At 62.0% G+C, this 14,017-nt stretch carries 9 protein-coding genes; all 9 read left to right on the top strand.

What is annotated here, in order from left to right; translation table 11 throughout:
- The first annotated feature begins 4 nt into the window (after positions 1-4).
- The 9 genes from AC1VWL_RS00735 (at position 5) to fliF (ending at position 14,015) form a co-directional block, all read left to right on the top strand.
- The gene (locus AC1VWL_RS00735; RefSeq protein ID WP_482985385.1) at positions 5-457 is read left to right on the top strand and encodes an FAD synthase family protein; all 453 of its coding nucleotides are present in this window, start codon (positions 5-7) and stop codon (positions 455-457) included.
- On the top strand, positions 457-2,973 hold the full coding sequence (locus tag AC1VWL_RS00730; protein WP_482985384.1) for an FkbM family methyltransferase: 2,517 nt from the start codon (positions 457-459) through the stop codon (positions 2,971-2,973). Before AC1VWL_RS00735 ends, AC1VWL_RS00730 begins: the two co-directional genes overlap by 1 nt.
- Complete coding sequence (locus AC1VWL_RS00725) at positions 2,970-4,250, top strand: ATP-grasp domain-containing protein (RefSeq protein WP_482985383.1); 1,281 nt, start codon at positions 2,970-2,972, stop codon at positions 4,248-4,250. The genes AC1VWL_RS00730 and AC1VWL_RS00725 overlap by 4 nt, the downstream gene beginning before the upstream one ends.
- Entirely contained in the window at positions 4,247-5,761 is a 1,515-nt protein-coding gene (locus tag AC1VWL_RS00720; protein WP_482985382.1) for a glycosyltransferase, read from the top strand. Before AC1VWL_RS00725 ends, AC1VWL_RS00720 begins: the two co-directional genes overlap by 4 nt.
- Positions 5,762-5,843: 82 nt before the next feature.
- Positions 5,844-6,974, top strand: a complete 1,131-nt coding sequence (locus AC1VWL_RS00715; protein ID WP_482985381.1) for a DegT/DnrJ/EryC1/StrS family aminotransferase — start codon at positions 5,844-5,846, stop codon at positions 6,972-6,974.
- Between the two features lie 7 nt (positions 6,975-6,981).
- Positions 6,982-8,253, top strand: coding sequence for a CDP-glycerol glycerophosphotransferase family protein (locus AC1VWL_RS00710; RefSeq protein ID WP_482985380.1), 1,272 nt, complete (start codon positions 6,982-6,984; stop codon positions 8,251-8,253).
- A 41-nt stretch (positions 8,254-8,294) separates the two neighbouring features.
- A complete protein-coding gene (locus AC1VWL_RS00705; protein WP_482985379.1) occupies positions 8,295-11,771 on the top strand; it encodes a glycosyltransferase in 3,477 nt (1,158 codons plus the stop codon).
- A 231-nt stretch (positions 11,772-12,002) separates the two neighbouring features.
- On the top strand, positions 12,003-12,359 hold the full coding sequence (gene fliE / locus AC1VWL_RS00700) for a flagellar hook-basal body complex protein FliE (protein ID WP_296248803.1): 357 nt from the start codon (positions 12,003-12,005) through the stop codon (positions 12,357-12,359).
- Positions 12,360-12,371: 12 nt separating this feature from the next.
- Positions 12,372-14,015 (top strand): flagellar basal-body MS-ring/collar protein FliF, encoded by a 1,644-nt coding sequence (gene fliF, locus AC1VWL_RS00695; protein WP_482985378.1) that lies wholly within the window; start codon positions 12,372-12,374, stop codon positions 14,013-14,015.
- Positions 14,016-14,017: the final 2 nt, after the last annotated feature.

Below are 14,017 nucleotides of genomic sequence, written 5' to 3'. Positions count from 1 at the left end.
ACTCATGACGATCGTTCTTACCTACGGGACCTTTGACCTTTTGCATGTCGGTCACGTCAACCTGCTGCGCCGTGCCCGAGCGCTGGGCGACCGCCTGATCGTGGGCCTGTCCTCGGATCGGTTCAACGCGATAAAAGGAAAAATGTCCACCCAGTGTTACGCAGACCGCGAAGCTGTTGTGCGCGCGATCCGCTACGTGGACGACGTCTTCCCTGAAGACAACTGGGAACAGAAAGCCGAGGACATCCGCCACCACGGTGCCGACATCCTGGTGATGGGCTCGGACTGGGCGGGGCAGTTCGATTCCCTCAGCTCCCAATGCCAGGTGCGTTACCTACCCCGGACAGAAGACATTTCCAGCTCCTCGATCAAGGCGCGCATCCGCTTGGATGGAATCGAACTGACACCCGCCGGCACCGCTTCGCTGTCCGTTGCTTTCCCTGGCAGGGGTCGCTGATGCTGCCCGTCTTCCAGATCCACACCCCTGGCGAAGAAAATGCCCACGGTGCCCCGTGGCTGCAGTTGCAGCCTGCACCTCGTGGCATCAGCGGCCTGCGTCTGCGTAGCCGTGACGGCAAGCGCGTCCTGGCCCTGACACTCCATGTGGATGGAGACGCCGTACGCGCCCAGCTGCCTGCCCCGGCGCTGCTGGAAGACACTCCGCAACGCTGGGATGTACAGATCGAGCTGGACAGCACTGGCATGTTCGAGCAACTGGTAGGAACAACCGCCGATGGCAGCGACCGCCACTTCTTTCGCGAAACCGTGCATGGTCACGGATTGTCTGCGTACCTGAGCGACAGCGCCAGCTCACTGGCGCTGTTCACTGCGCCACTGGAGCAGCACGCGATGACGGTGGAGTCCGAGAATCTGCGCGCGGCGTTCCCGTCGTTGCTTGATGAGCTGCCGCTGCAGGAAGATCTCGTAATATTCGAGAGCTTCTTCGGCAAAGCCTACGGAGGCAACCCGCGCTACGTGTACGCCGCGTTGCGCAGGAAGCGCCCCGACCTGCACTGCGTATGGGCCTACAGCGGTGACGAGCAGATTCCGGGCAACCCACAACAGGTGATCCGCGGCTCCTGCGAGTACCTTCGCCTGTTGGCGCGGGCGAAGTACCGAGTCAACAACATCCTGTTCGCTGCACACGGCCGCAAGGCAGAGACGCGTTACCTGCAAACCTGGCATGGCACACCGCTCAAACGGCTTGGTTATGACATCACCGTGACCGGCCCGGAAGTAGACGCGCGAGACAATCTATACCGTGAGTCTCGTGCATGGACGCTGCTGCTGAGTGAGAACGGCTATTCCAGCGAGGTGCTGCCGCGCGCATTCCGTTATGAAGGCCCGGTGCTCGAAGCCGGTTACCCATTGACTGACCCACTGGCAAACCAAAGCGCGGCGCGCGAGGCTACCCTTGCCCGCCTGGCGCTTCCGTCAGGTCATCGTTTCGTGCTGTATGCCCCCACCTGGCGCGACAGCCATCAAGTCGGCCACTGGCGGTTCGACTTCGACCTGCAGCTGGACCTGGTGAAGATCGCCGCGGCGCTGGCCCCGGATCAGATCCTTTTGTTGCGGGGCCACCACCTGATCAGCGCCGGTTTGCAGGATCTGGAGCTTCCCTCAAACGTCCGCGATGTCTCGCATGTCGATGATGCCAGTGAGCTGTGCGCGATTGCCGATATCCTCATCACCGACTACTCCTCGATCTTCTTTGACTACGCCACCACCGGCCGACCGATCCTGTTCTATTGTTACGACCTAGAGCACTACGCCAAGCAAGTGCGCGGTTTCTACCTGAACGTTGAGCAGGAGTTGCCCGGCCCGGTCGCGCGTACCACCGATGAACTGATAGCCCTTCTCGGCGACCTGCCTGCGGTGCAGGCAGCCCATGCTGATCAATACGCGACCTTCAGAGAGCGCTTCTGCCCATTCAACGACGGCAAAGCAGCCGAACGGGTTGTCGATGCATTTTTCGGCCCGTTTCCCGCCCAGAATCAATTCATGACCGATCTGGTTGCAGTGGCTGCTGGCGGCGTCGGCGAAGACGACGCGCGCCTGCGCAGCCTCTTGAAGCGCTACCTGCCCAGCTCCGACGAAATCTCCAACTTGCTGTATGAGCGTCTCAGCCGTGCCGAACAGCAGCGGTTCCTGGTGTGGTTCCTGAAGCGCTGGGCGGGCATCGACCGCATCCCTCCTGAGGACCTTGCGCACTACCTTGCAGAGGTTGCCCGCATTCGCGGTGAGCAGCGGGTACCGATCATGGTCGGTGGTGGCCAGTACGTGCTTCAGGATCTTCGCTCGCAAGGCCATGACTTCCGGCTGGCAAGCTATGCGTGGGCACTGAGTATCGATGACATCCTGTTCGACCAGTACCAGAGCGATGGATTCCGCGTTCGCCCTGGCGAGGTGATCATCGATGCTGGTGGATTCATCGGCGACACTACTGTCCTGTTCTGCACAAAGACCGGTAACGATTGCGAGGTGCATGCTTTCGAGCTTCTGGACGAGAACATCGCATTGTTCGAGTACAACCTGCAGCTCAACGGCGTAGCTGACCGTGTCGTTCTCAACAAGCTGGCACTGTCGGACCACAGTAATGGTTCACTCCTGATCAAACCGGCCGAGCTGCAGGGTGCAACGTCAGTCAGTGCCGGGGATGGCCCGGGCGAGCGCATTGCCACCATCACCCTCGACGACTATGTCGCACAGCACGGGCTGCAGCGCGTCGACCTGATCAAGATGGACATCGAGGGATCGGAGATTCCAGCATTGCAGGGCGCCCTGCAGACCATTCGCCGTTTCCGACCAAAACTGGCGCTATGCCTTTATCACAAGTGGGACGATGTGCTTACCATTCCCCGCTTCATCTCCGAGCTAGGCATTCCCTACCGTTTCAACTTCAAATGGGTGCAACTGCCACAGGGCTGGGAAGCGGTGCTGCTGGCACAGCCCTGCGAGGACGCACAGCCATGACGGTGAACGTGCTCGTGTTCCCCTGCGGTTCGGAGATAGGACTGGAAATACACGCCGCCCTGTGCCGTGCCAAGGATATCCGCCTGCATGGTGCGTCTTCCGTATCGGACCACGGTGAGTTCGTCTACGCGCGGTACCAGCAGATCTCGGCGCAGGCAGGCTCTGCCGAGCTTGTCCCTCAGCTCAATGCACTGATCGATGCATGGAGCATCGATCTGGTGGTGCCGGCGCATGACAGCGTGATCCCTGTCTTTGCCGACAACGGAGACCGGTTGCATGCCCCGGCAATGGTGCCTGATCAGCATCTTGCCGCCATCTGCCGAAACAAGAACCTGACCTATGAACGACTGCAGCGATTGGGCATCGTGCCACGCAGCGTCGAACTGGGCACCACCGGATACCCGATCTTCGCCAAGCCCGCGATCGGTCAGGGCAGCCAGGGCGCTGAGCGCGTTGATGACGCTGCGCGGCACCAGCAATTGGCCAACAGCGGCATCGAATATGTTTTCAGTGAGTACCTGCCAGGCACCGAGTACACCGTGGACTGCATTTCCAGCGCCAGCGGTGTCCTGCTGCACGCCGCACCGCGCGTGCGTGGGCGTGTCAAGTCCGGAATCAGCGTGCGTACGGAACCCGTAGAAACGGCTCCCGAGCTCGAGGCGATGGCGCAGGCCATAGCTACCGAGCTGGGCCTGAAGGGTGCATGGTTCTTCCAGGCACGCCGCGACCGAGACGGCGTCCCCAAGCTGCTGGAGGTAGCACCGCGCATCGCCGGCTCCATGGCACTAAACCGTATGCGCGGCATCAACTACCCGTTGCTCGGCATCTACGCGTACATGGGCCATACCTTCAATGTCATGCCCCAGCAGTACCCTCTGGTCATGGACCGGGCACTGGGTAACCGTTGGCGCGCGGAACTGGCCTACAAACGCGTCTATCTGGATCTGGATGACACGCTGCTGGTGCGTGGCAGCCCGGAGCCACAGCTGATGGCTTTGCTGTACCAATGGAGTGCGCGAAACGTGCCAGTCGTACTGGTCACCCGCCATGCCTGCGCACCTGAGCAGACACTCGCACAGCACCGCATCTGTGTGGATCTGTTCGAGCGGATCGTTCACCTGCGCGATGGCTCGCCCAAGAGTGCATCCATTACGCCCGGAGAGGCGGCAATCTTCATAGACGATGCCTTCAGTGAGCGCGCCGAGGTGGCTGCCGCTCGTGCCATCCCGGTATTCGACGTCGACGCACTGGAGCAGTTGATGGAGGTTCGCGCATGACCCCGGATCATAATGTCAGCGATAGTGAAGCCACTCTGCTTTCCATCGTTGTGCTGGTCTACAACACCGCGCAATACCTGCCGGAGTGTTTTGATTCACTGCTTCAGCAGGACTATCGCTGCATCGAGATAATCGCCATTGATGACGCCAGCACCGACGAAAGTCTGGCAATCTGCCGCGATTACGAGCGGCGCTATCCCAACTTCCGCTGCGTCAGCAAGCACAACGAGGGCGGCGCTGTCTCAGGCAACCTCGGCATATCACTGGCCCGTGGGCGCTATGTCGCCTTGGTCGATTCTGATGACAAAGTGACCCCCGACGGCTACCGCCTGTTGATGGAGCAGGCAATGCAGGCTGATGCCGATATCGTCATCGGTCGCGCTGCGCGATTGCAGGATGACAAGGTTTCATCGGTGGCGTTTCTTTATGAGCCCTACGTCTGGGCACGGCGCCGAAGCTTCGGTTCCGTGGACGAATTTCCTGATGTGATCCACGACTGCTTCTATTGGAACAAGGTCTTCCGCACCGAATTTCTCCGGGAGAATGGACTCGGGATGGTTCCAGGCCTGTTGTATGCGGATCGCCCCTTCATCCATCGCGCCTATTGGTGCAGCCGACGTACCGTGGTCATTCCCAACCTGGTCTACTATTGGCGTCGTCGCCCAGAAGGGGCCATTGCCTCGATTTCGCAGAATATCCGCCAGGCCGACAACTTCCTCGACCGCATCCGATCGATGAAGCTTGAATGGCATGACTTCGACGACGTCGCAGAAGCCGCGGGCTATCGCCGTGCAATCGCAGTTGCCAACCTGCAGCGCGCCCTGCACGCTGCGTCCGGGATTGTCGCGTCCCCGGCTTTCCGTCGTGTATTCATCGAAGCAATGCAGGAACTGCTCGCGCTGTACGGAGATCTGGATTGCCGCGCGCTCGGCGTCAGACGCTGCCTGTACCTGGAGCTGATCAAACGTGGCGAGGTAGGAGGTCTGTGTTTCCTGCTGGGTGTCACCAGCGAGCGCGGCTGGATCGCGGAGATCGACGGCGCCTGCTATTGGAAGCAGCCATTCCTGGATAACCAAGAGATCGTTCTGCCACGGGCCGCAATGCGCCTGGAGTTCCCGAACATCGGCTTCTTCCGCCTCAGCGACATTTCCCTTGACGAGAACAGCCTGGGCCTCACCCTGGAACTGCACGACAGCATCATGGCCGGATGTGAAGTCTGGTTCGAACTGCATTCAATCTATGGCGAAGGCAGCTGGCAGTTCCAGTCCGATGGCAGGACCGGCGCGCACCGTTGGCGCTACTGTCTGGACACGCAGGCACCGGACTGGGATGTCGGTGCCCTTTACGGACTCGTCTTGCACTATCGCACCATGGACGGCATCCATGGCCGTTACCGCATCGGTCCGGGCATGGTTCCGCCGGGCTGGGCGGCCTCACTTCCGCTGCGCGCATCGCTCGGCAGCCTGATGTTCTCGCCGGAGGCAGGCGGCATGGCCCTGGCCGTCAACTAAGTGGCGACGCACTCAGGCACGGGAATTGCATGGCTCTGTAAGCCGGCCTCCCGCCGAAACCTTTCCTATTGGTCCGCTTGCGATGACTACCAAGAAGCCTATCCCGGTCACCAGCCCCTTGCTGCCTCCTCTGGAAGACTTCGTTCCCTACCTCGAACGGATCTGGGAGAGCCGCATCCTGACCAACGGCGGCAGCATGCACCAGGCGCTCGAGAAGGCGCTATGCGCCTATCTCGGGGTCGAACATATCGCATTGTTCGCCAACGGCACGCTGGCGTTGCTGACCGCACTTCAGTCGCTGCGCATCACCGGCGAAGTGATTACTACACCATACTCATTCGTGGCCACCGGCCATTCACTTCTGTGGAACGGCATCAAACCAGTGTTCGTCGATGTCGACCCGGTTACCTTCAACCTGGATCCTGCACGGATCGAAGCAGCCATCACCCCGCAGACCACCGCCATCATGCCGGTGCATTGTTATGGCACGCCATGCGACGTGGATGCCATTGACCGCATCGCAGAAAACTACAATCTGCGCGTGATCTACGACGCGGCCCACGCCTTCGCTGTCAGTGACACTCGTGGCAGCGTACTGCGGCATGGTGACCTGTCTGTCCTCAGCTTTCATGCAACAAAGGTGTTCAACACCTTTGAAGGCGGCGCCATCATCTGCCCGGATGCGCGCACCAAGCAACGTATTGACCACCTGAAGAATTTCGGTTTCGTCAACGAAACCACCGTGGTGGCGCCCGGCATCAATGGCAAGATGAACGAGGTCAGCGCAGCATTCGGCCTGCTCCAACTCAAGCATATCGACAAGGCGCTGGCCCGCAGGGCATCCATAGATGCCCTCTACCGGCAACGCCTGACCGGTATCGCTGGCATCAAATGCCTGTCCCGCCCGCCGGAGGTACGCCACAACTACGCCTATTTTCCAATACTCGTCGGCGACGACTACCGGCTGCAGCGCGATGAGCTGTACCACCTGCTGCGCGCCGAGAATATCCTGGTGCGCCGCTACTTCTACCCGCTGATCAGCGAGTTCCCGATGTACCGGGGCTTCCCGTCTGCGGCTCCGGACAACCTGCCTGTAGCCCACGCCGCCGCTCGACAGATATTGTGCCTGCCAATCCACCCGGACCTGCAGGATGCCGAGGTCGACCATATCTGCGATCTGCTGACCGCGCATGCGCAGGTCCGCGCTGCCTGATGGACGCATGACCGTGATGCCCGCGTGGTTGGGAACCCCGCTGCTACTCGTCTGGCGGTTGCTGGATCTGTTGATACCCAAACGGAGCGACCACTGGGCGTTCTTCGACCATCCGCTCAAGCGCGGGCAGTTCATCGAAAATGCACGCGCGGTCTATGAACAGGTGAAGGACGACCCGCGTGTTCGTTGCCAGGTGTTCGTGCGTACCGATCAATGGCCTACTGGTGTCGAGGAAAGCGAGCGCGTGCGCGTGGTCCGCCTCGACTCAGTGGCAGGTCTCTGGGCACTGGCCCGTTGCCGTGTATTGCTGCTGACAAACTCCACGTCGTTGGACATGTCGCTGGCCTGGCGCAACAGTCGTTATGGTGCGCCGAGGCCATGGCTGCACCGGCGTATCACGATCAACCTGTGGCACGGCATCCCCCTCAAGCGGTTGTTTGCGCTGGCCAATCCGGAGCAACGTCAGCATGGTGACCGCGATCGCCATCGTCGTCGCGAGCGCCGTTTCTACACTGGGTTGGTCGCCTCATCGGAAACCGACGCCTACGCCATGGCAGCAATTTTTCATCCCTTGCCACCGCGCAATGTGTGGGTCACCGGCCTGCCTCGCAACGACTTCCTTCGCATCGCTGAAGACGCCCTGCCCGTGGGCCTGCGCGACGAGGTTGCCAGCGTGCGAGCGCTGTGCGCCGGCCGACGGCTGGTGCTCTACGCGCCAACTTATCGCGATGCCAGCGTCAGCATGGAGCGCTCCTATTGTTTCAGCGATGGTGAAGTGGCTCAACTCAAGAACCTACTGCGCCGGCATGACGCAGTACTCGGCATCCGCGGCCACTACCTGGTCAACGGGCCGGCGCCGCTGGATCCAGTGCGCCATCTGGATGGCGATGTACTGCTGGACCTGGGCCATGAGCACTTTCAGGAAATTGCGCCATTGCTGCGCGAGAGCGCGCTGGTCATCACGGATTACTCGTCGGTCTACATCGACGCACTCTATCTTGACCTGCCAGTACTTTGCTTCGCCTACGACCTTGAGCACTACCGCACCCGTCAGAACGGGCTGTTGTACGACCTGGAGCTGGCATTTCCTGGACCAGTTACCAACACCTTCGATGCCCTGCTCACCGCTCTGGATGCCTTGCTGGCACAGCCAAAGCACCTCCCCGATGAGCGCTACCTCGTTGCCCGTCGCCTGTTCTTCCAGTACCTGGACACCAACAATTCGCAACGCGTGGTGCAACGCATCCATGCAGCGATTGCGGGAAATAATGCTGCCTGATGCCAATGAGCCTTACTCCTTCATCTTCTCCGCTGGTCAGCGTGGTTATTCCAGCATACAAGGCCCGCTGGCTGCTGCAGGCACTGGAAAGCGTAGGTCGACAGACGCATCGCCCACTGGAAATCGTCGTCTGCGACGATTCGGCTGCGGGATACGTACAGACGGCCGTGGATGCCTTTGCTGCACGGGTGGACTTCCCGGTGCGCTATTCGCGCAACCCCGGCCGGTTGTGGGAAGTACGCAGTACCGCGCGAGCGATAAGCCTTGCCGAAGGCGAGTACATCAAGTTTCTGCACGATGACGACGTGCTGCATGAGGACTGCATCGCAACCCTGCTTGAGTCGTTCGAACGGGTCCCAGAACTGGCTTTGGCAACCGCCCGCCGCCAGCTCATCGACGAGGCAGGCATGCCACTGCCCGATGAGCTGCCCACCGCATTCCCCGCCAATCATGACGTACTGGTGGACGGCAGGGACCTGATCGACTTCTTCGGCGACCACACCCTGAATTTTCTTGGCGAGCCAAGCGTCGCACTGTGCCGGCGCGCACCGCTGCTTGAAATGGGCGAACAGCTGGCCGTACTCAACGGCACCCACATGTCCTGGCTGGCCGACGTGACAATGTACGTCAAACTGCTGCATCAAGGCCCGGTCGCCATCACTGCTCGCCCGCTGGTCGACTTCCGTATATCGCGCTTCCAGTTCAGTCAGCGCGGGCGGGACCAGCCCGGCATTGCAGAGAGCTGGCACCAGGCATTCCGCGAGGCCCTGCGTGACCTTGGCTGGTATCGAGGCGGCAACACTCGCGAAGTGTCCATTGCGCCACTTGACGGACACCAACCCGCAGAGAAAGTGGACTTGATCGAAGCATTGGATCAAGCGCTGCTCATATCAAAAGCCCGCTGGCCGCTGCGCGATTGGCAAGCACGACGCCAGCTCAACCAGGCACACCGCCTGCCATTGCAGACCGCCTTGCGGCAGCTACCAGACAGCTGTGTGGAGATCGTGATTCGCGCCGGAGGCCATCCAGCCAGTGCGTTGCGCAGGACACTGGGCAGTTTGCCCTTGCAGGCACGAATCGCCGAGGTCATCGGCATCTGCATTCAGGGTGCCGCCAACGTGCCCGAACATCTCAACGGGCTCCATCGCCGACTCGCAGCGGACACGACGCTGGATGATGCTCTGCGTACCAGTCCTGCTGACTGGGTATTGTTCGTGGATGCAGGCGTCGAGTTTCACGCCTCCGGACTGCGAAGGTTGCTTGCTGAGCTTGCCCACAATGGCGGTCCCATATGCGCCATGTACGCCGACGAGTGGCATGTGGATGCACAGCGCAACTTGGCACCCTCACTGCGACCGGATATCAATCTGAGCCTGCTGCTGGAGAACCCGACGCTGCTAGCTGGGCACTGGCTGTTCCACCGGCCCACTGCGCTGGCGATCGGCGGCATGGATGATGAAGCAGGAACAGCAGCCGAACTCGACCTGATCCTGCGCCTGATCCAGCACGGAGGATTGGAGGGCATCGCGCACATTCCGGAGCCTCTACTCAGCTGTGCCCCACCACATGCCGATCACCCTGCCCACCAGCGCGCGATCACCACCTACCTGCACGCGCGCGGTTATCCCGATGCAACCGTTACGCTGCGTGACGAAGGTCTGTATCGGATCGCTCATGGCCATTCCGGGCGGCCACTGGTCTCTATTATCCTGGTAGTCTCGCAGGACGCCGCAATCGCATCTATCGAACGCTGCGTGATCTCCCTGCTGGAGAAAACCACCTACCCGCATTACGAACTGCTGTTGATCGATAACGGCGCGAAGCCCGACGCCAGTAACTGGATGCGGAAAGTCGAACCATTGGCGGCAGGGAGAATCCGCGCCTTTGCTTTTGACCCTCCGTTGCCGCACGCAGCCGCCTGCAATGTTGCTACTGGGCAGGCAGCAGGTGAGTTCCTGCTTTTTCTCCGCGCGGACGTGGCCATATTGCAGTCGCATTGGCTCGACGCGCTCATGAACCATGCGCTTCGCAGCGAAGTCGGCATCGTCGGCGGCAAGACCATTGCCGCCGACGGCACGATCACCCATGCAGGTCTGGTACCCGGCCTGCTCGCCAGTGGTGGGCGAGCGTTCGCGGGCATGGCCATGGATGCATCCGGCTACATGAATCGCCTGCAGGTGGCGCAGGATTACTCAGCGGTGGCAGACAGCTGTCTGCTGATCAGTAGCGAACTATTCACCGCACTGGAAGGCTTCGACCACGCCGCCTTCGCTGACCACGGCGCCGACGTGGACCTGTGCTTGCGCGCTCGCCAACGCGGTTACCTCACGGTATGGACGCCAGATGCACTGCTCCTGCACTCCGCTCAGCTCGGGCCATTACCCGAGCCTGCAGAGTCGGTGTTGCTGGACCGCTGGCTGCCTATCCTCGCCCATGATCCCGCCTACAACCCCAGCCTGCGCCTGGATGTCGCTGGCGGCTTCCGACTGGGCGAGTCCGAGTTCTCATGGAAGCCATTGCCGTGGCGCCCTGTCCCACGCGTGTTGGCACAACCCGCTGATCCCTGGGGTAGCGGCCAATACCGGGTGATCCAACCACTCGAGGCCTTGAAGTCTGGGGGCCATGTAGAAGGTGTGCTCTATGCAACGCTGCTCGATCCGGTCGAGCAGGCGCGCATCGATCCGGATGTGGTGATCCTGCAGCGCCGCGTCAGCGAGGACGACCTGCGCAGCATCCAGCGCATGGGCCGCTATTCGTCCGCTCTGAAGATCTACGAGCTCGACGACTACCTGCCCAACCTGCCGGCCAAAAGCGCACACCGTGAACACATGCCGCGCGATGTCCTGCGCAGCCTGCGCAAGGCACTCGGGCTCGTGGACCGCTTCGTGGTATCGACCCCGGCGATGGCCGAGGCATTTGCCGGCCTGCATCCGGATATCCGCATTGCCGCCAACCGGCTGCCGGTGAACTGGTGGAAGCAGCTGCCGCTGGTCCGTCGCGACGGCGGCCCACGACCGCGGGTAGGCTGGGCCGGTGGACTTGGCCATACCGGTGACCTGGAGATGATCGCCGACGTCGTCAGCGAATTGGCGCAGGAAGTGGATTGGGTGTTCTTCGGCATGTGCCCGGATCGCCTGCGCCCGTATATCGCTGAGTTCCATCCGGGTGTGGACATTGCGCTCTACCCACGCGCCTTGGCGGGTCTGCAACTGGATCTGGCAATCGCACCACTGGAAGACAACCGATTCAACGCCTGCAAGAGCAACCTGCGTCTGCTCGAATACGGTGCCTGCGCCATACCGGTGGTTTGCAGCGATGTCGGCCCCTACCAGGACCCTGCCCTGCCCGTCACCCGCGTGCGCAACCGACACCGCGAATGGGTGGGTGCCATCCGTGAGCATCTGACCGACACCACTGCCCGCCACAAAGCCGGCGACGCATTGAAGACCGTCGTCCACCGCGACTGGATGCTGGAAGGTGCTGGTCTGGACGAATGGCGCGCAGCCTGGCTGCCCTGACCCACAAATCCATGTCCCGCCTGCTCGACGGCCGCCGGTTCTCCGGCGGCCGTTTCGATCTGTGCTTCAAAACCGGCGCCGGCCTTGAGAGCCCAACCAGCAGCGTCGGGTTTCCGTCACGTACTGCACCACCGCGCGACGCATTCACGAACATCAAGGCCTTCACGGTTCCGGCACGCAACTTGCAGCTGTCCCAGCAGCTCCCCCACACGTTGCCCGGAACCCCGCACGATGTCCCACTCCATCACCTCTGTTCTCTCCCAGATCCGCACGCTGCAGAACCAGGTCGGGCAAGCCGCGCCCCTTGGTGATGTGCCGCGCAGCAATGCGATCCAGGGGCTGGCCGAAGGCAATGCCGTTGCCGCGCCTTCGTTCAGCCAGGCCTTGCAGGGCGCCATCCAGGGCGTCAACGAAGCCCAGCAGAAGTCCGGGCAGTTGGCTGCCGCATTCGAACGTGGCGATGCCAATGCCGACCTGGCCAAGGTCATGGTCGCCTCCCAACAGTCCTCGCTGGCGTTCCGCGCCACCGTGGAAGTCCGTAACCGTCTCGTCCAGGCTTACCAGGACGTGATGAACATGCCGCTGTAAGGATCCGCACGCATGGCACTCGCGCTGTCCAGAGAATCACTGAATCCGGAACGGGCTGGCGCCTGGTTCGACCGTCTGCAGAGCCTGCAGATCACCCGCCGCCTGGGTTTGATGGCAATGATCACGGTTGCCGTGGCAGCCGGTCTGTTCGTTTTCTTCTGGGCGCAGAAGCCGCAGATGATGCCGCTCTACACCGGGCTGGACCAGAAGGCGACCGCCGAAGCCACCGACCTGCTGCGCTCGGCGCAGATTCCGTTTGAGCTGGACGCCACCACCGGTGCCATCAGCGTGCCGGAGAAGAACGTGCACGACGCACGCCTGAAACTGGCCGGCTCCGGCCTGACCGAGAGCGGCCGCCTCGGCTTTGAGATGATGGAGCGCGATCCCGGCTTCGGCGTCAGCCAGTTCGTCGAAACCGCGCGCTACCAGCACGCGCTGGAAACCGAGCTGGTGCGCACCATCAGCAGCCTGCGACCGGTCCGCGATGCACGCGTGCACCTGGCCATTCCCAAGCCCAGCGCCTTCACCCGCCAGCGCGATGTCGCCAGTGCCTCGGTGGTGCTGGAACTGCGCGGTGGCCAGCAGCTGGAACGCAACCAGGTGGATGCCATCGTGCACATGGTCGCCTCCAGCATTCCGGATCTGGCACCCGAGCGCGTCACCGTGGTCGACCAGAGCGGGCGCATGCTCACCATTGCCGACCCCAACAGCGAAGCCGCGCTCAACGCTGCACAGTTCGACCAGGTGCGGCGTCTGGAAGGTTCCTACAACCAGCGCATCCGCGAACTGCTGGAGCCGATGACCGGTGCCGGTCGGGTCAATCCGGAAGTCAGCGTCGACATGGATTTCTCGGTCACCGAGGAAGCCCGCGAGCTGTTCAACGGTGAGCCGCAAAAGGTTCGCAGCGAGCAGATCAGCGAGAACAGCAGCGCCACCGCCGGCCCGCAGGGCATTCCCGGTGCGACCAGCAACACCCCACCGGGCGCCGCTGCAGCACCGCCGGCTACCGCCGCCACGCCGACCGAAACCTCCAAGAACGCCACCCGCAACTACGAGCTGGATCGCACCCTGCAGCACACCCGCCAGCCGCCGGGCCGGGTCAACCGTGTGTCGGTTGCGGTTCTGGTGGACCATGTGCCGCGTGCCGGTGCCAACGGCAAGCAGACCGACCAGCCGCTCACCGCCGCCGAACTGACCCGCGTCGAAGCGCTGGTCAAGCAGGCCGTCGGCTTCAATGCCGAACGCGGCGACACGGTGTCGGTGATGAATGCACCGTTCGTGCGCGAATCCATTCCTGTCGAAGCCCCCAAGTGGTGGGAGAACCCGCAGGTGCGTGATGCACTGCGCCTGGTGCTTGGCGCCATCGTGGTCCTGGCCCTGCTGTTCGGGGTGCTGCGCCCGGCCCTGCGCCAGATCACCAACACGCCCAAGGCTTTGTCCGGTCCGGAAGATCCACTCAGCGCCGACGTCCAGGTTCTGGATGACGGCACCGAGATGCCGGCACTTGCCGCCGACCGCCTGCACCTTGACGGCAAGCCAGCATTGGCACTGCCGGTGGACGCTTATGAAGAACGCCTGCGCATGGCCCGCGAAGCAGTGAAGACCGACTCCAAGCGGGTTGCCCAGGTAGTGAAGGGATGGGTGTCAAATGACTGATG

The organism is Stenotrophomonas sp. STEN063, from assembly GCF_056854515.1.
The sequence above is the reverse complement of the archived record's forward strand: the minus strand, read 5'-3'. Positions and strand labels throughout refer to the sequence as shown.